Annotated in this window: 19 protein-coding genes; 8 read left to right on the forward strand and 11 right to left on the reverse strand. The window is 41.4% G+C overall.

Features of this window, described 5'->3' with window-relative positions:
- Positions 1 to 815: 815 nt before the first annotated feature.
- The 3 genes from ACZ1GZ_RS17675 (at position 816) to ACZ1GZ_RS17685 (ending at position 3,024) form a co-directional block, all read left to right on the forward strand.
- Positions 816 to 1,385 (forward strand): tyrosine-type recombinase/integrase, encoded by a 570-nt coding sequence (locus tag ACZ1GZ_RS17675; RefSeq protein ID WP_472666182.1) that lies wholly within the window; start codon positions 816 to 818, stop codon positions 1,383 to 1,385.
- A gap of 506 nt (positions 1,386 to 1,891) precedes the next feature.
- Positions 1,892 to 2,446: a hypothetical protein gene (locus ACZ1GZ_RS17680; RefSeq protein ID WP_472666183.1), complete on the forward strand. Its 555-nt coding sequence runs from the start codon at positions 1,892 to 1,894 to the stop codon at positions 2,444 to 2,446.
- A gap of 155 nt (positions 2,447 to 2,601) precedes the next feature.
- Positions 2,602 to 3,024, forward strand: coding sequence for a hypothetical protein (locus tag ACZ1GZ_RS17685; protein ID WP_472666184.1), 423 nt, complete (start codon positions 2,602 to 2,604; stop codon positions 3,022 to 3,024).
- Positions 3,025 to 3,643: 619 nt separating this feature from the next.
- Here the strand turns inward: ACZ1GZ_RS17685 and ACZ1GZ_RS17690 are convergent.
- The 7 genes from ACZ1GZ_RS17690 to ACZ1GZ_RS17720 all read right to left on the reverse strand — a co-directional run bounded on the left by ACZ1GZ_RS17690 (position 3,644) and on the right by ACZ1GZ_RS17720 (position 12,097).
- Positions 3,644 to 4,645 (reverse strand): nuclear transport factor 2 family protein, encoded by a 1,002-nt coding sequence (locus ACZ1GZ_RS17690; RefSeq protein ID WP_472666185.1) that lies wholly within the window; start codon positions 4,643 to 4,645, stop codon positions 3,644 to 3,646.
- 290 nt (positions 4,646 to 4,935) lie between these two features.
- Positions 4,936 to 6,696 carry a hypothetical protein gene (locus tag ACZ1GZ_RS17695; RefSeq protein WP_472666186.1) on the reverse strand — a complete coding sequence of 587 codons (1,761 nt, stop codon included), beginning with the start codon at positions 6,694 to 6,696 and terminating at the stop codon, positions 4,936 to 4,938.
- Positions 6,693 to 8,249 (reverse strand): hypothetical protein, encoded by a 1,557-nt coding sequence (locus tag ACZ1GZ_RS17700; RefSeq protein WP_472666187.1) that lies wholly within the window; start codon positions 8,247 to 8,249, stop codon positions 6,693 to 6,695. The genes ACZ1GZ_RS17695 and ACZ1GZ_RS17700 overlap by 4 nt, the downstream gene beginning before the upstream one ends.
- Positions 8,227 to 9,291 carry a glycosyltransferase family protein gene (locus ACZ1GZ_RS17705; RefSeq protein ID WP_472666188.1) on the reverse strand — a complete coding sequence of 355 codons (1,065 nt, stop codon included), beginning with the start codon at positions 9,289 to 9,291 and terminating at the stop codon, positions 8,227 to 8,229. Before ACZ1GZ_RS17705 ends, ACZ1GZ_RS17700 begins: the two co-directional genes overlap by 23 nt.
- A complete protein-coding gene (locus ACZ1GZ_RS17710; RefSeq protein ID WP_472666189.1) occupies positions 9,291 to 9,791 on the reverse strand; it encodes a hypothetical protein in 501 nt (166 codons plus the stop codon). The genes ACZ1GZ_RS17705 and ACZ1GZ_RS17710 overlap by 1 nt, the downstream gene beginning before the upstream one ends.
- Complete coding sequence (locus ACZ1GZ_RS17715) at positions 9,788 to 10,279, reverse strand: hypothetical protein (protein ID WP_472666190.1); 492 nt, start codon at positions 10,277 to 10,279, stop codon at positions 9,788 to 9,790. Before ACZ1GZ_RS17715 ends, ACZ1GZ_RS17710 begins: the two co-directional genes overlap by 4 nt.
- Positions 10,280 to 10,498: 219 nt before the next feature.
- Entirely contained in the window at positions 10,499 to 12,097 is a 1,599-nt protein-coding gene (locus ACZ1GZ_RS17720; protein WP_472666191.1) for a sensor histidine kinase, read from the reverse strand.
- A 53-nt stretch (positions 12,098 to 12,150) separates the two neighbouring features.
- On the opposite strand from ACZ1GZ_RS17720, the gene ACZ1GZ_RS17725 reads away from it, so the two are divergent.
- The 3 genes from ACZ1GZ_RS17725 (at position 12,151) to ACZ1GZ_RS17735 (ending at position 13,540) form a co-directional block, all read left to right on the forward strand.
- Positions 12,151 to 12,753 (forward strand): response regulator, encoded by a 603-nt coding sequence (locus ACZ1GZ_RS17725; protein ID WP_472666192.1) that lies wholly within the window; start codon positions 12,151 to 12,153, stop codon positions 12,751 to 12,753.
- 88 nt (positions 12,754 to 12,841) lie between these two features.
- Positions 12,842 to 13,249, forward strand: a complete 408-nt coding sequence (locus ACZ1GZ_RS17730; RefSeq protein WP_472666193.1) for a hypothetical protein — start codon at positions 12,842 to 12,844, stop codon at positions 13,247 to 13,249.
- A 72-nt stretch (positions 13,250 to 13,321) separates the two neighbouring features.
- The gene (locus ACZ1GZ_RS17735) at positions 13,322 to 13,540 is read left to right on the forward strand and encodes a hypothetical protein (RefSeq protein WP_472666194.1); all 219 of its coding nucleotides are present in this window, start codon (positions 13,322 to 13,324) and stop codon (positions 13,538 to 13,540) included.
- On the opposite strand, the gene ACZ1GZ_RS17740 is transcribed toward ACZ1GZ_RS17735, so the two are convergent.
- The 3 genes from ACZ1GZ_RS17740 to ACZ1GZ_RS17750 all read right to left on the reverse strand — a co-directional run bounded on the left by ACZ1GZ_RS17740 (position 13,537) and on the right by ACZ1GZ_RS17750 (position 14,935).
- On the reverse strand, positions 13,537 to 14,025 hold the full coding sequence (locus ACZ1GZ_RS17740; protein WP_472666195.1) for a hypothetical protein: 489 nt from the start codon (positions 14,023 to 14,025) through the stop codon (positions 13,537 to 13,539). The two genes, ACZ1GZ_RS17735 and ACZ1GZ_RS17740, sit on opposite strands and share 4 nt — an antisense overlap.
- A 120-nt stretch (positions 14,026 to 14,145) precedes the next feature.
- Positions 14,146 to 14,505 (reverse strand): helix-turn-helix domain-containing protein, encoded by a 360-nt coding sequence (locus ACZ1GZ_RS17745; RefSeq protein WP_472666196.1) that lies wholly within the window; start codon positions 14,503 to 14,505, stop codon positions 14,146 to 14,148.
- 202 nt (positions 14,506 to 14,707) lie between these two features.
- Positions 14,708 to 14,935 carry a hypothetical protein gene (locus ACZ1GZ_RS17750; protein ID WP_472666197.1) on the reverse strand — a complete coding sequence of 76 codons (228 nt, stop codon included), beginning with the start codon at positions 14,933 to 14,935 and terminating at the stop codon, positions 14,708 to 14,710.
- 163 nt (positions 14,936 to 15,098) lie between these two features.
- Here ACZ1GZ_RS17750 and ACZ1GZ_RS17755 point away from each other — a divergent pair, with 163 nt between their 5' ends.
- Together ACZ1GZ_RS17755 and ACZ1GZ_RS17760 are read left to right on the forward strand one after the other, a co-directional pair.
- Positions 15,099 to 15,434, forward strand: coding sequence for a helix-turn-helix domain-containing protein (locus tag ACZ1GZ_RS17755; protein WP_472666198.1), 336 nt, complete (start codon positions 15,099 to 15,101; stop codon positions 15,432 to 15,434).
- A gap of 406 nt (positions 15,435 to 15,840) precedes the next feature.
- Entirely contained in the window at positions 15,841 to 16,905 is a 1,065-nt protein-coding gene (locus ACZ1GZ_RS17760; protein ID WP_472666200.1) for an XRE family transcriptional regulator, read from the forward strand.
- Here ACZ1GZ_RS17760 and ACZ1GZ_RS17765 read toward each other — a convergent pair.
- Positions 16,902 to 17,843, reverse strand: coding sequence for an alpha-glutamyl/putrescinyl thymine pyrophosphorylase clade 3 protein (locus tag ACZ1GZ_RS17765; protein ID WP_472666201.1), 942 nt, complete (start codon positions 17,841 to 17,843; stop codon positions 16,902 to 16,904). The genes ACZ1GZ_RS17760 and ACZ1GZ_RS17765 overlap by 4 nt on opposite strands.
- Position 17,844: the final 1 nt, after the last annotated feature.

The raw sequence follows: 17,844 nt of genomic DNA on the forward strand, positions 1-17,844 counted from the left end.
CAATTGCCAAGTGAGGAGATTGATTTCCTACCAAAAAAAATAGCCAGACATTAATTAACAACTTTCCTGGGATTAAACAAAGCCGTTTCCAGACTAACTTTGACGTCAACTTGTTGGCAGCACAGTAGTTCTGTAGTGGCTGATGATCATCTACTGCTGAAAGAATGTTAAATATGTCTTTTTGAAACGCTCCATATAAAATAATGCAAACTGTAATTTATTCTCCGCCTCTATTACCTTTATCTGATTTAAATAATTGAAAAAAATCAATAATTCTTGCATAAAAAAATATAACCACAGACTAAAGAGAGATGGGATGTAAGTAAAATATTGGGCAATATTTAGAGGTGCCGCTATGAAAGGCGGCAATATTCTATTACTGATGAGGCCCTACTTTACAGCTAGGAATGCATAGGCAGGGTAAAACGCTTAAAGAGTTAGCTAGGCATTTTAATATTGTTCCAATTCTGTGACCAAACGTTTGAAGTTTCTCCGCGTTAATGCTGATATCTGAATACAAACTTACTCGCCAATCAACATGATCGTTTCTTTGTAAGTCCATCGCTTGCTGTTGTTTGCTGGAACTCAGCATGTTGTTCCTCGACGAAGAACTTACATCGTCGGGGTTCTGTTAATTATTGCTGCCAAAAGCTGGAGTTTAGAAAACATAACATTCTATACAATTACTTATCCTCTCCCCTAACCTACTGATATTATTGAGCGCCAAAAAACGGTCGCTCTTTGAGTAATCTGGCAACATAATTTCCAATACAATTCGGTATTGAAAGTTATGATATGAGAGGTTTACGCAGCAGATGAAACAGGCTCGCGTTTTAAACGACAAACAGCTCAAAGCTGTATTAGCTGTGGCTGAGAACATGCAAAACGGCCCACGCAATAAACTGCTAGTTTTACTATCCCATTATATGGGTTTGCGTGTGGGCGAGATTGCGATCCTAAAATGGTCTGATCTATTAGATCAAGATTTCAATGCTAGAGAGCAGTTCTATCTTGAGGCCCAATACACCAAATCAAAAGAAGCGCGCCAAATTCTCGTCAATCTAAAACTACAACGAGAAATCCAAAACCATTGGGATCAGCTCCATGAATGGAAGTCCTTGGATCAGCCAGTCATAGAGTCTCAACGAGGTGGACATTTTTCTGCGAACTCATTGGTGCAAGCATTCACCCGAATTTATGATGCGGCCGGAATTGAAGGTGCCTCATCTCATAGTGGACGTAGATGGTTTATCACTCAACTGGCGCATAAGGGCGTATCGCCGAAAGTCATCATGGAATTGGCAGGACATCAACACCTCGGAACAACACAACGCTATATCGATGTGAATGATGAGATGAAAACTCAGGCAGTCAGCCTGCTATAGTGTATTATTGGTTGAACCAACTTTTCGAATTCAGTTCCTATTAAAATTTGGTTTTTACTCCAAATAAAATGCCTACTTGGTTGGCGATTTGCATTAATTCGCCCTAATTCATAATCCCCATTGATAAATAAAAATGGAGTTACTTTTAAGGTAACTGAGTTGCTATTGGATTAGAAAAAGATGTGTTGCTGTTTGGTCCTGTTACAGCTCACGTTGCTTGTTACTTGTTGTTGTTACTTATGTAACTCATTTAGTAACGCAAACCGTGACTTGAAACAGATGACAAGACCGAAACAGGACAGAACAGCCAACCCGGTCTTATTTCATTGGCAAGCAACTCGCTCGTAACAAACGTGACGAATTGGGCATAAGCCCAATAAAGCGACGCTAGAAGAAACTCCAAAACTGAGCGCCTGAGATTGCGGAATGAACCGCAAGATCGAAGGCAAAGAAAAAGGCCCCTGAAATCAGCGGCCCTATTAAATGACAGAACAAGGAAAATAATAATGTCAGATAACAAATCTATTTATCAAAAAACAATCATACGTCTTTACCACAATCCAAATTTTGAAAAGAAAATTGGGGCTAAACGCAAAAACCAATTCATCTTCAATGGCTCGGTTGAGTTTCCAAATCAGAGTGAGAAGCTGTTTGTTGATCTCACAGATATCGATCACATGAAGGATGCTTGCGTTCCGCAGAAATACAATTACTTTTTAGACATCATCTGCGAAATCAGCAAAAGCGCTAAAGCTGACATCTTCCAATCAGATAGGTTCTTCTTTGGCCAACTTAAAATTGTTCATCCAGAGAGAAAATTCGTTGATGGTTTTGTTCTTTATGATTCTCAAAGAGCCGATGGAACGGTTTGCATATTTAAGGAAGATGGAGACATTCAAGTATTCGTACAATTACCAATCACAGCTTGCTTTGGTGAGAAGAAAGGTAGATCACCCGATTACTTTGGCTGCAATTTTGATTTGGAAACAAAGAGTTCGAACGCGAACAACAACAGTCCAGTAATTGCTAAATCACTTAAAGATCTGGGCATTATCTTTTAGAAAATGATTGGCAACCAATAAACAAATAGAAAAATCCATTATGGGCAGAACACTGCCCATAATTCTCACCACATGCACATCGTATTCTCCGAGCTCTTCTACTGCTCAAGCATAAATAGATGAACAGCTAAAGCATCATCTACAAGGAGAATATAATGCGATATCACGAAGTCGAACGCCAAACACTACCAAATCAAACCCGCCCCTCACCTACGCCAACAAACGGGGTGAGCGCCTCACATAGCAACAGATATATCCAATTGGTTAGTCTTGCCTTCTTTGTCTATCACAAGGTTGGCCTATCTACGGATCAAATGGACTTTTCGGTCAGAGTACTTGGTAAATCACCCAGCTATCTATCCTGCATGAAAGCGAGAGGACGGACACCAACACAATTGGTTTTACATCGCTTGCTTCATGATGTTCGTCTAAAACGAGACGGGCTTGCAGCCAGCAGGCATTTTGGAATGCCCTATGCACAATCACTTAACCGATCTCACAAAGAACTGAACGCTTTGGTAAAGGCAATCGAAGAGGTCCTTGTGGAGCCAGAAAAACAGATATTACTAGCCGATTAGTTTGATACTGACTGACATCCTATGAGGTCTGCTCTGCAAAGCAAAGCGGATCTCCTTCAAACTGATAGATTAGACTGAAAATGGCCCGAAAGAGACATTGCTGGTTTTCAGAAGGTGAGCAACAACGCCTATTATTATTTATCTATATAAAGAAGCTCATTTTTTGATTTTAGAGTATAGAACGATCATCAAACCCAACCAAGTTCGACAAAATCATCCAAAAAATTCTTGGTTCAAACACTGTGTTGCAATCCAGTAAATTTAGATGGGGCACAACATAAATGGAAACAAGAAAAGCCCAAACTTGGATGCGTGTGCACACCAAAAGAATGTGATGTTGTGAAAGTACTTTCATCTTCTTCCATGGCGCCCACAATCACAATTCCAAATATATAGGCTGCTATTGGAGCTAATGCTGTCGATGAATTCAATGACTGCCAAATGCAACACTCTACTAAAATAGTGTAACTCTTCATTGGCAGGGTAATCTCAGTTTAAGGTTTCTTTGGGTTGATATTTCTGTGGCATGATCGCATGCAGGAATGATTACTGCTCGAATACAGATTTCCTAAATGATTTGCCGTTAGCGCATTATTTGGCCCTGAGTTATAAGTACCTTCTAGGTGCTTTCGCCAACTTTAGCGACTTCTGAAAAAACATCGTATCCGAGTTGCATCAACACATGCGGAATATCAAGCATACACCAGTTTTCGAGAATTTTGCCGTCCTCACATCGCCACCAATCGCAGTCGCGCATAAAGACCCGTTTGCCAGTGGCTTCCAACCCAAGGAAGTTACCAGTTTGCACGCCGGTGATCACCGGCCAGCCACTGAGGAACGCATAGTCTCCGTCCCCAGCCTTGCAATTTGCACCAACACCCTCGATGCCGACTTCTTTTCCATCACCCCATCCATCGAAAGTCTCTTCGAACGGGCGTTGAAATTCAGAGAAGGCCTCCACTGTAGAGTAAGACCCCAAGCCGCCAGGACCGTACCAGACCATACGTTCATCCCAGAACGGGCGCCATTGTTCGTCTTCGGTGGCCAGTAGTTTCAGCATGCCTTCCACAAGATCGGCAGAGGCGCGGGAAGCCTTGGGATCACCGATTGTTGCTTGCACCCCGTCTTGCGTCGCAGGGCCAGGTACTACGCCCTCATAGCCTTTGCTTGTATCCAAGGGCCATTTGCCCAGAGCAATTATCAGCTCAGCAAAGCCAAGGAAGACCTGACTTTCTACGACCTTACCCTGTTCCATCCGGTGGAATTCACCAAAACGCAAAAAAGCCTGTTTGCCACTCGCGGGTATGCCAAATAATGGCTTGGCAAAATGGCCATAAAAATACCCGGTCGATGTGACCCATTCTGTGCCTAAATACTCGCCAGCTAATACGATGTAGTTTTGACGTTGGCACCCTTGCAAAGCTTCTGCTATAGGCTTCACCACGTCAGAGTAATATCCTGGCGCTGTATTTATAGGGTGACTGGCTTGCACATTAGCATCAGCGGCGAAAAATACTTTGTCCGCACCTTCGATGCCGGACCAATCTGCGTTGTCGAACGTTTGCAAAAACTCAAGGTATAAAATCTTGTTCTGAGCTGAAACAGCCGTAGGTACTCCCATTGGTGGCCGATTTGCACGTCCGGTTTTTGTCATTCTTTTACAATCTCTGTAATAAATTCAATATTGATTCTCAGTTGGAAGATACATTGTTCGATAACAAGCTCAAATCAATATATCACGCAATAATTCGAGCAATAATAATATAAATGTCATCCCATTATTACAGTATTACCAATTCTGTTAAATGGGCAAGATGCATAAATCAGGATATTTGTCCGCATATGGCACTTACTAGTCATCTGAAGCAGACAAACCAATGTCTGCTTCCTCGCAATGTGCCGACCCTGCTACTAGACTGTTTCCGTGATTTCAGTTGGATTACCTTTAACTGATAACAGCAGCGGCATTGTAATGGATGCTTCGAACGGCAAGCCGACACAATGAAACCGCAGTGCCGTTGCACCTTGGTGACCTTCTAGTAATTCAAACTCAAAGTGAATTCGATAATCCAATGCCAATTCTAGAAGTTGATTGACCTGTTTGATATCAAAATATCGCTCGTTGGTGATCTTGGATTGATAATTCGGTAGAGCTTTGATTGACGAAGTACCTAAGGTTCTTAGCTCCTTTTTATTGTTGGGAAATACAAGATCAATAGTATCGCTATTATCTACAACTTCCAGAATTGATTGGAATGATAGACGTGTAAATTTAGGAGTATCAGCATGTTCTGTTTTCCAACGACTTAATCGATCAAGTGTAATCTTATCCAAAGTATATCGCCCGATGGATTGAAGGGAATTATCAATTGTTCTCCAATTGGCAAGGTTTGAGTAATCCTGAATATACAACTGATCTTGGCGTTCTCTGCTTGATGATGCAACAAGACCATTTTCTTTTCGTTTTAATGACCAATCGCGGCTTTCCAAAAAACTTTTACTGAATGCCATTGCATCCATATCTTTGATCATCAGCGGCATGAGCTCTTGCAGCTTTGGTCGGGACTGATCAAATTTGAATTCCAGATATGGCGTATTAGGGTGGGTTGTGAGTGAAGCAGCGATTAAATTGCCTTGTTCTATTTTAAAGTCCAATGCATTGAGCATCATGAACTTAGTAACAGCAGAAGCTTGCCCGCTTTTTATATTCTGAATGAGATCCTTCTTGTATTTGTCTTCTGCTTTCCGCCGATTGGTCAAAGCAATGAAAAAGTCATCGATATCTTCTTGAGAGGAATCTTCTGAAAGTTCGGGAAGTTGAGCGGACTTATGTGCTTTATTCCATGATCTAAGCGTAGCAATATTTGGAATGAAGCGTTTGAACAGATCACAACAGGCGTAAAGCTGGTAGAGGTTTTTATCTTTCAGCTTCTTTCTAGCATATTTTGCCTCATCGGGGACTAGGCTAATCACCTTCGCTTGAATTTGCTTTTCTGTTTCATCTTCTAAAAAGCCAACAATATTAAAACTGGAGCCATTGAGTTTAACAATAGCAGTGGCAAATTCTGATGAGGTCTGAGGCTTTTTAATAACAGAGGTAAAATCTACGGTAGGAAGAGAAGATTGCGAAAGAAGCTCTTTACTAGCTCGTTCAAAACGCTCATCAGCATCCTCAACATAATTATCAATTGGATCAAATCGGGCTTTTGATACAGCGTCTTGATAAACTTTATCAAGTGTTTTTTCTTCTAGCAGTTTAGACAGATTTTTAGATGAAAGCTCACCCTCTTCGGCATATTTAAGCACTGCTCGATACTTTGAAAGAGTTGGTGCGGAATGAACATCAAGCCCTTTTCCATCAATCTGGTTGAATGCAACACTGACAAGCCCATGGAACATGTTGGCCTCACATTTTGCTGACCAGCGTTCTTCATGATAGATCAGAAAATCCTTGAGTAGCTGCCAGTCGTCTTTGTTTTCTTTATTGTTGATTTTAAACTCATAACCCAATTCAAGTGTGAGGCATAAAGCATCATGGATCTTCTTGTCTGAAGAATTCTTCAGTTCTTGCCCTGCGTATACAGCTTTTTCAATCTCATCCAGTGTTGCATTAAATGCTCTAAAGCGATTATCAGTATTGTGGCTTTTTGGAATGTCTTGTTGAGTGTTCATCTTCCAAAATTTCCTTCTATAGCGAGTGCGTCGAGTTCAGCTTCTATGTCGTCGATGATGTCCATTGGCTTCTCATCTTTGAAAATCAGATCAATGTACACGTTCAAAAACTGAACCGATCTCGGCCGATCCGAGTGATACCTATTATCCAGATATCGATAGGCATGTCGGAAGGCTTCAATAAGTGCCTGCGTATTGTGATGAGTAAGCAAAGCCTGTTGCAAAGACGATGGAATACGTTTGTTAGATTTCGTGTTCTTAGTACCCACGAGATCACTGAGTGCCAGGACATGCGATAGTGTTGACTGGGATGTCATCCTGTACTCACGTTGATGGGCCCAATCCACTGCCAAGCTTTTAAGCAAAATGTCGGAGTTCTGGTATTTGGTCAAATTAGTGGGTTCTGTATGAATACTCCATTTATCCCGGCTGAAATCATAACCAGCAATGGAATTATATCCATTGATTACGCTATCAATTGGACTTTTGGAATCAAATGTAATCTGCACATTTGTTGCGTCGGTATGTTTGCGTAATGCGCGTTGGATATATGTAAGGGCCACACCAACTTTCAGTGTTGATACGCCAAGGAAATGGATCCATTGATCCGGCTTCAGTAATCCATCATCGCGCATTTGAATAAGACGGCGAAGTGTCATGGAAAGCTGAACTGAATGCTTACCTGCGAATGCCCATCCCTCAAATGGATAGTGCTTGACGGATTGATACCAATGATTGCTTTCTTCTTCATTTCTGCCTTGAATGACATTGAGAAGTTTGGTCGCGCCTGCAATTCTATTTTGTTCAAAGTAATCATTGTTCTGCTGTGTGCGAATAAGACAACCCATAAACCCTGTTGAGAAGCCAGCTTGTGCTGCCGCAGCGTTTACATTGACACCTTCATCAATAAGTTTATCGACATGAGGCACCATTGCACCTGTTCCAATACCACCTGTTGGGAAGTCCAAGATCATCGACTGATCAGCAATGCGTTCCAACCATCTGAGCATCCGTTCAGGTGTTGTTTTGGGATCAAACGGAATGGTCTGTTGTTGTAGCTGAAAGCCTCCACTGTCGCCAATCACAACAACACGTGGGTCACGCGGCTTAGCTGTGACCCAGTTATCTTTCTTAGCGAGTGCTTCGGTTTTTGCACCCTGCCCCGCACTGAATAAAACCCACGGATAGAAACACAGACGTGACTTTGGATTGATGAACTTCAAATCATCAGCTTTGATGGAATACGGTGTATCTTTCAAAAGCTCATAAAACGGATCCAAACTGGGATCATCATTATCTATGGCTTCTTGCTGCTGCTTTCCAAGACGAGTGACATTGTTGATATATCCATCACTCAATGCGGGTGCGTAAAGTGCAGCATTCTGGAAGTTCATCATCTTTGAGTAATCAAGAACTTGCCATTCCTTTTTATGCTGTTGCTCGTAGTATGCAAATGCAGCACGAAGCTCTTCTTCTGTTTCATACTCGTGCAGTGGCTTGATTGGTTTGTTCACTTTAGAAGGTTTGGTGTTATTTTCTGAATAGTTCTGCATAAAGTGCACCTCCACTAAAATACCTTTTACCGATTTTAAGTGCTGCCTTATGCATGTCAGTCGGTGAATGTTGTCCAATTGCCTGTTGGATAAATTTTACAATTTGGTGAGTATGAGGTTTTGCTTTCTCAATATTCTGAGCCCATGAAGCAGGATAACAAAGTTTTCCGTAGATCTCAGTGTAAGACAGCTTATCGGGAACAATGGGAATGGCTCCACATAACATGGCCTCATATGTGCCAATACCAAGCGTTTCCTGTTTGCTAGCAGAAAAACAAATCACGCTACGAGCCAACAGATCATGGTATTCAGCTTTGCTGCGCTTCATGCTTTGGGCAAAGATAACATTATGGCTTGCAAAATATGGTGTAAGATCCCGCAGGATTTGCGGTTGTTTTTCCACTGACATTCGATGGGGGAACAAGATCACATCTTTGGGAGTGGTTTTATATCTATCCTTCAGGAGATCAGGTAGATATTCCATTGGCCAGCCAACCACCCTAGCTGATCGTTTGGTATAAGGTTTGATTTCACTCAAGAATAGTTTCTTGTGATACTCGGTTGCGAAGTAGTTTCGATCAGCAGCTTCGAACACAGATTTTTCAAATGCAAATGACCAAGCTTTGTTGGGCTTATTTCTTTGGCCAAGAAGATCATTTGCATCATAACTACCTGCATGCCACATCACGTCTATCTTTACGTCTAGATGGAGAAGGCTTGCCATATATTTGCATTGAATAACGCCAGGGTGCCAAGCGTCAGTAAATAGAATACGATCACCGTTTTTAACATCGCCGTTCTGAACCTCTAATGCAAATGCAGAGACTTGCGATGATTTGTAGACATTTGTCTCAGCAAAGTTGAGGAATGCCCCATTGAGAAGTTTACCGCTAGTTGGTGCGCTCGGTACAACTTTTACATTCCAGCGTCGCAGGTTCTTCTTTGCGAGATAATCATTGAGTTGCTGAGGCAAATAGGTTTGCCATTCGCTCGTATATCGCTGCTCGTGTGGCTCGATATCAAATATCCAAAGTGTCGGCATTATGCAGCCTCCACATCAGATGAAAAATAGTGTTGAATGAGTCTCAGAGCTATAAATATCGACAATAAGTTTGAAGCCGAAACTACAGCCCATGCAAGCCAATTAAATTGCTGTGTTAGGCCAAGATAAACAAATACAATAAATGGCACCACACAGATATAAAGATTCATGCTGTGTGTCTGAGGTTCAGACCAAAATTGTTTTAAAAGAGAATTATAAACAAGCTGCGGCATTAAAGTAACTGCGAATAAGGTCAGGTAAAGCGTCTCTCCAAATATGGTCTGAATAATCCAGAATATGAGAACATAAATCATGGGCCGATCAAACTGCTTTAAACCAGTTGGCCAGTAATACTGGGGGACAAACAACCAACCAAATAATAGGAACGCAGGGGGAAGTTTTACATTCAAAAATGCTATTGTTGGCAGCAATTCAAATAGTATTGCCATACCAATAAAGCCCAAACTAAGAATTGAGGTAGCGCGTCTAATACTAATCATACGGCCACCTCTGCATCAGCTCTTTTGCGAAGAACAATCCAAAACGTCACTGCACCAATCATTTTGGCAATTGATACGAGAATAAAGTTCACCATATCCAAGTGACCAACCATTTGAAGGAACACAGCCGTATCAATTGGGACAGCAAATGTGGAAGACAAAAGTATGCGTGTCGCGAGCGGTTTCTTGGTGAAAGTGAATACGCCCCAATCAACCGCTTCCGAAATAAAGAAAGCTGTTACGCTTGCAATTGCGACAACAGGCGCTGACATAAAGTAGCTAATGCCGCCAGCAACCAACATTGCAACAAATACCCAATGTCCAATCTCTCGTTGAGAAAAATCTCTAAACACAAAGACAAAGCCAACGACGAGCATCACTGGTGGAAACATGGTTCCAAACACTGGCACCATTGGTATAATCACAAACAAATAATTTATTAAAACGACAGCTCCGATGTAGCTGGCTGTCCAAAATCCTTTAGGCATGAGCCCCTCCTCAAATTAATAATGAGGCAGAACCTGTCAGATTATTTTTGATTTGTGTGTGCGATTATTACCGAGAAAAAACGATTATTACTGAACAGTTCGGTAATCTTACTGAGATCTTCGGTAAAATTACCGGGAACAAAACTTTCGGCACCGAAAAAACTAAAAAAACTTTCGTCACGAAACTTTTTCGAGAACTTTCGTCGCCGAAAGTTTTTCTCATTGATAATAATCGGTGCTGTTTTTGAACCGAACTCTTGCGCAATTGGGCTCTAATGAATATTCAAAATCCAGCAGTTCAGAAATCTGTCGAACAATCTCTAATCCAAACCCTGCTTGGCCAGATTGGTCTTCTCGATTGGAAACCTCATCCGTTACTGTAATGACCAGCCAATTCCGTTCATATGACGCGATCACATCAACAGATCCTGCTTTACGACTAAGACGTATAGAGTTTTGAACAAGGTTCGTAATCACTTCCCATACCAGATGTTCATCGGAGATAAGATCAAGATCAGTTGGCACAAAATTGAGTTGAATACCTCGTTGGTCTACCTCGAACTCAAAACTCTTTTCAACTTGGTCGAAAACCTTTTGGACCTTGAACCTTTTGGTAAATGTCGTGACTTGCCCAACTTCCCGCTTTGCATAATCCAGGATTTTTTGCGTAACACCCATAGCAACCTGAACCAAGTCCTTTGTTTGGCTTAGTGGTGTAATCATTTCCTTATCAGTATTCATCAATTTTAATGCAGAGACCATATTGTTAATCGCATAATGGGGTTGCTGAATATCATGCCCGATTGAACGAATAAGATGCTGCTGAAACTCATAGGCTTTTTGCAGCTTTTCTGTGCGATCTGCTATTTGACTTTCAAGTTCACTTTCATGCAACTTGATGATCTTAAGCGCATTATCTCTGTCGGTGATGGCCCCTCCAATCATAAGTGAAAAAACACCCCCGATAAGAAGAAGAAACTGTAACGAAATGCGCTCGCCATCAAAACCAAACAGTGTTGCGATTGGCGGCGTAAGTAATGCAGTGATGGCAATAGCAGTAGCAGCATTTGGAATACCACCACGTACAGCGAATATGATTGGTGGAAGAACCACTACATACCAAAGTTCTACCTGCTCAGACAATTGTGGTGACACACCAAACGCAACATACATAATCAGCAGAATAGTAAACGTCTGAAATCCAAGCATGTTGACGGATGACAAATTGCGATGATGAGCACGCTGCCCATCTGATGCAAATAACCTAATTAGCAATGGCACTAACAATGGCGGGACGATCACGGCTGCTATTCCGTCACCAATCATCCAAGGCAGGAGGATATTTCTGGCAACATCCCAGTCAAAGCTACCCATAGTAACATGCAGAGATACACCGCTAGCAGCGCCTAATAGAGATGCTATCAAAGTGACTGAAATGACTTTGAGTTGATCAGAAAGATTAGAAACGGGGAATTGAATCTGAAGTCCATATCGAAGCAAACATCCTGCCCCCGCGTAAACCAAGAATAATCTAGTCCCGTGCAGCAGATGATCGGCAACACTTGTATATTCAACATGCAGTAATGCGCTTACAATTGGGACTGCTAATAACCAATTGGCAATCAGTGGTGCGACTATAAACCGAAGCGGAACAGCTAAAGCGATTGATAGTGTTATCCCTGCAGGCAGATACCAAAGACTGGAATATGTGCCAAAGAAGCTAAACAAAGCGGAGCTTTTGAAACTCACAAGCCATAGGACAATCAGGCTCAGCATAATGGCGGCGTCAATTTTTTTATATTGAAATATGTTTCTCATTGCGCGAAGTTACTTTTAAACACACGCAAAGATCAACAAAAGAAACTTACAATATGAAACGTATTCTCATCGTCGACGATCATCTTATGGTCGGCCAGTCTCTCGCCATTCTTCTCCATAGCTTAAATGACCAAATCCAAGCCCATGCACTTGGCGGCATGAGCTATGTAATGCCTGAGTTGGAAAACAATCCTGATTACGATCTCATACTTTTGGATTACGACATGCCAGGCATAAATGGTTTGAAGGGTCTTAAAATGATTAAGGAAAAACATCCAAACCAAACCGTTGGAATGATCTCTGGATTAGATGATGGATATCTCATTCGCCAAGCTATGAAAAATGGAGCAATTGGCTGGATAACAAAATCCATGTCCGGCGAGCCGCTTGTTCATGCCATACGCTTGATGGCTGAGAATGTAGAGTTCTTTCCAACTGACATCATGATGAAAACGAAACAGCAAGATGAAAGATGGCAGCTGTTTAGTGACGTTGAAAAGCGCGTTGCTAAATTAATGACAGTTGGATTATCCGATAAGGAAATTGCTGCTGAGTTAAACCTTCCGGTTAAGACTGTCCAACATCATGTACGCTTCGTGCTTAAGAAATCTGAGAGCGACAACAGAACAAAGTTTGCGCTAAGTTATGCAGATTAGCGGCCTTATAAGCCCGTAAGAAAAACATCTTTCGTCAAATCGGTTTGTTGCTCATTTATCTGTCTCCATCAATCATAGGAGATAAGTAATGACAAACTCAGATCAACTCGATCAATCAAAAATCAACCGCCATGTTGAGATCAGTTTCCAACGAGAAATCATACACCAGTTTGAAGGATCAGATAAAGATCCAAGGTTTGCAACAGGTGGTGATGATGATGTGTCATTCCTGGCCAAACTTCATCGCCACAATGTACATTTCTTTGTGCGGGTTAACGTTCATCACACAGATCGTGAGATTGAATTCTTCCAACTCAAACGTTTTTGCCAATCTGTGTTTCCTGGCGATACTCACAATGTAGGTTCATCCAGTATGGAACAGCTCGCCGAGAAGCTTTTAACGGAGCTAATCAAACGGCACCCAAACCGCAAATGGGAAGTGCGTGTTCTTGAAGATAATGAAAATGGTGCTGTGGTGCACTATGAGGATGCTTGAAGGTAAGCCAGCTAGCTTGAAACAACGAAGCTGCCCATTCGCATGTGGCAGCTTCTATTGGGGTCTTAGAGTATGATGATTACGCAAGGCTATGTTTGGATGCTAGCAGAGATTTATCTAGGTACCAAAGATAATCCAGACGCTTGCAGCGAAGATGACGAGAACACTCGTGCTAATCATGCTGCCAGTTCTGAAATGGAAAATCATAAAGCGCGTACTGAGGCTAACAGATTTGAAAGCAAGCACGAAGACACACGTGCTTGCGATAAAGATAAGCGCCATTCCCATTAGCTGGACTTTGCAGATTTGGAAGCTGATGGCTGCATGGCGGGTTTCATGTTTTTGCCAAATGGCTTACGCTCTGCAATCAGCTTTTCTAATTGAGTATCTAACTCACCCGCGATCACAGCGGCGCGGATTGTTTCCAATGATCCTGCAAGGCTTTCAATACCACCTACTTCAACCGATGTATGCTTGTCATCCAATGGGATGATCTTATTGCCATCTTTGAGCGTGATCATCAGTGCACCGTGTTGATTGGCCCACCACCATTTTTTAACTGGGCGATTAAAAGCAACTTGTTCCCGCTTGCCTGTTTCAGCATTATCAACCCAGCGTTTGACTTCTTCTGTGTGTTCAAGTCCCTCACCTGCTGCTTCTGCAGCAAGCAGTTGTTGATCCAACTTACGAATAAGCTTGATGCGTTTACGAGCAAGCGCCGTAATGGGCTGATTAGGTGTAGTGGTTGTTAGCGTAAGCTTGGAAAGATTGGACATGTTTGACCTCATATTGTCGTTAAATATCTGTAGAGGTCACGACCATCTAAAGCCGTCTGATCAAAAGAGCGACCGTTTTATGGAAAAGAGTTGGTAATATAGGAATTGAACGAGCGATGATTACTCAGAGATCGTAATAACAAGCTGTTTAATCTGCTTGCGGAGTTTGGGATCAGCTATCTTATCCATAGCAAAGGCAACATCTGTTGCATCTTTGTTCAGTTGATAAATACCTGTCGTTTGTTTCTTATCACCACAGCCTTCAAAGAATGACGAAACACATACGCCAAAGAACTCAGCTATCTCGTATAGCTTGCTTGCAGATATGCGGTTACTGCCCTTTTCATATTTTTGAATTTGTTGGAACGTTATCCCAAGCACTTCACCCAACTCACTTTGTGTAAAGCCACGTTGCTGTCTCAGTATTCTCAAGTTGCCACCAACAGCTATGTCAACTTTATGTGGTTCATTTTGCTTCATATCATTTTCCTCTGGTTTTCGAATGCGTGACCTGTGAGTTCTGATTTTTCTACAAATATTTTTTCCAGCCACAGGGTGTTCAAATTCATATCTTCAAATGCAAAACGCGCAGCTAAATGAATAACTGCGCGTATGACCCGCATGCATAGAACGTCGTAAGAACCGACCTGCGAGTTAGAGAACTCAACCTAGTAAGAAATACTTATTGATTGGCTTTACGAGCTGCTTGATACTCAGCATATGATGGGTACTGCTTTGAGAGTTCAAACTGAGCTTCTGAACATTCCCCATGCATAGGAACGCCTGTTTGTTTCGCATCAGCATCACAGGTGTTCAACCGCTTATGCAGCATTTTAACTGCGGTCTCATCTGCCCTCGCCAGCGTAGCAGCAAACAAAATTCCCAATACAACAATTGCTAATAGTTTCATTTCAATCTCCATTTGGTCTCAGAGCAAGCGCCATCATTCGCTGAAACATCAAATCCAGCGTTGATAATCGGCTTATAATTACTAATATTGTTAGCAATACTGTCTTTCAATTACATGGTCAACCACTTTACACGGCTTTATAACTCGTTATATGAGTGATCTATTGAAACAGAACATCGGGTATCGTGTGAAAACACTCCGCCATCAACACGGCTTAACACAAGCGCAGTTGGCAGAAGCAATTGATAAGGCTTTTGAAACCATCTCCAATTTGGAGCGTGGCAAGACAGCACCCAATTTCTCAACACTCGCTGATATTGCCGAAGTTTTTAAAGTTCCCATGCGGGAATTCTTTGAGGGTATGGATGAGGATCTATCTGGTGAGCGCCAGCAGCTTCTCACACGGCTTAATCTACTTGCTGGTCAGATGGATGATCAAACGCTGGAGCTGTTCGCAAAGTTGGGTGAAGTACTATCTGATAGTAAAAACTCAGAATGAATTTACCTATCATTTAAATAAATACCATCTAAGATTGATCTACTGAACTGATTCGACGTTGACATGTAGAAGGCTTTTTTTTGGAAATAACCTATTTAACAAAAGCATTACGACGAATTTGCCTCAATAAGAATTCTGCATACAGACAACTTGGAACCGCACACGCGGAGTACCTTCATGCAAGGCTTGCAGATATTAAAGCTTCTGAAAATCTGAAAGAACTCAGCATGTTAACTAACCTTTTCAACGTTGATTTGGAGAATGGAAATATATCTTCTAACTATAACGACCAAAACCTTGTTGAAGCAATGCCAATTCTTGAACCGACATCACAAAATGATATACATAACAACGTTGACTGGAACATTGTTTTCCGAATAAAGATTATAGCGATCAGGGGAATAAAATGAGCAGAACGATGCAGGACCTTGCAGATTGGAGTTCAAGCCCAAGTGCAACTATCAGTCATATGCTTTCTGAAATGGGTAATTCTATCGATCAAATCTCAGATGAGATTGGTGCCGAAATTCTAACAGTTTATTATGAGCACTCACCGATAAGTAGTGATTTAGCCGAAAAAATATCAGAGAGAATCGGTGGTTCACCTGAGTTTTGGATGCGCCGTGATTCCCAATTTCAATCGGAAATTTCTCATGATCCAACCATTGATGAGGAACAATGGGTTAGACAGCTTCCATATGCCGAGATAGCCAAGAATGGCTGGGTACCACAAACCAGAAAAATCCATGAAAAAATAGAAAACACATTAGATTACTTCGAGTGTGATACTTTGGTCGAATGGCAACTTCGATATAAAAAGTTGATCGACGGGATTGCTTTTCGAACAACATCATCATTTGATGCGAATAGCCTAGCTACACTCGCATGGTTAAGAAGAGCAGAAATTACAACTCCAACCGAAAACCTTCCTCTATTCGACCCAAATAAATTGGAGAGTAGTATTCCTGAATTGAGAAGACTGTGCAGGACTTCTGATCCAAGTAAATTTCTACCCATAATGACAGAAATCTGTGCAAATTCAGGAGTTGGATTAGCAGTTATAAAGGCTCCAAAGGGCTGCAGAGCAAGCGGTGCAACCAGAATACTCACTAACCAGAGAGCGATCTTGCAACTCAGTTTTAGACATTTATCTGACGATCACTTCTGGTTTACTTTCTTTCATGAGGTTGCTCATTTAGTTTTACATCATGAGACGCACTTATTTCTGGAAGGAACTTCTGCTGAAAAAGATCACTTCGAAGATGAAGCCAATCAATTTGCATCAGATACATTAATCCCAAAACGATATTGGAAATTAATTCAAAGTTCAAAAATCTCTACAAAACAGATTATAAAAATGGCCTATAAAATTGGAATTTCTGCAGGCATACTAGTTGGTCAAATGCAGCATCAAAATTTGATAGACCCATCACGTATGAATTTTCTTAAGAGACGATATAAGTGGAATTAGCCTCTAAAATGAAAATATGCTGTTGGTTGTTTTTGCCAATTGCATAATGCATCTTCCAGCTCTTGCATTCCAATACCTAATTTTTGCGCAAGGCGTTTTAAAGTGTCTTCAAGCTCTCCTACTTGTTTGGACCCATTACGATTACCTTCTATAAGTAACATAGCGCCTTGCTTTGGACCTGTAGCAGTTTTTATGTATGTTGATCCTGGTTCAATTGGAGCCAGATTAAGTTTTCCCAACATACACAAAAAATCAAAAGTCCCTAACCGACCGAACCGAAGTACATTTTTATTGACTTCACCGTAAAGTTGGTCAAACAGAACTTCCGGATGTTGCCCTACTTTGTCATGCATGTTTCTAAGTAGCTTTGAGTGATCACCAAAATTACTAATCCAGTCCACATATGATTTAACTACCAAGCCGGTATGGAATCTCCTTTGAACATCTAAACTCTCATATTTTCGATGGTTGCTGAAATGATAATGATTGTTTTGTGCGAGAAACATTTGACGATTTTCATCTAACCATTGAATGAAACTATCTGGGTCAGCACTCACTTCAACCCAAGTCCATTTGCTAGGAACAGAAAAACCTCCATACAATGCTGCAGCCAAACGCCAACCATACATTTCGTGCTTGCCACAGTGAGTTGCCAAAAATGTCAGCCAAAAAGCTTCATTCAAATCCCCGTTATTTCTAAAATAAATAGCTGCGCGTAGTGGATCAAACTCTTTAAGGTTTGGATTAGTCCGAGAAACAGAAACTTCTCGCATTGAAATTTGTTTAACAAATTCAACTCTACGTAAACTATCGATAATTTGCTGACAAAGAACTAGTTCGGACTCCACCAATTTAATTCCCAAAAGTTCAGTATCGTCTCGACTGAATTGACGAAGGTTTTCCTTCAACTCATCTATTCTATTTTTGTGAAACTTCATC

It is taken from the genome of Lentilitoribacter sp. JB5-8, from assembly GCF_055693385.1.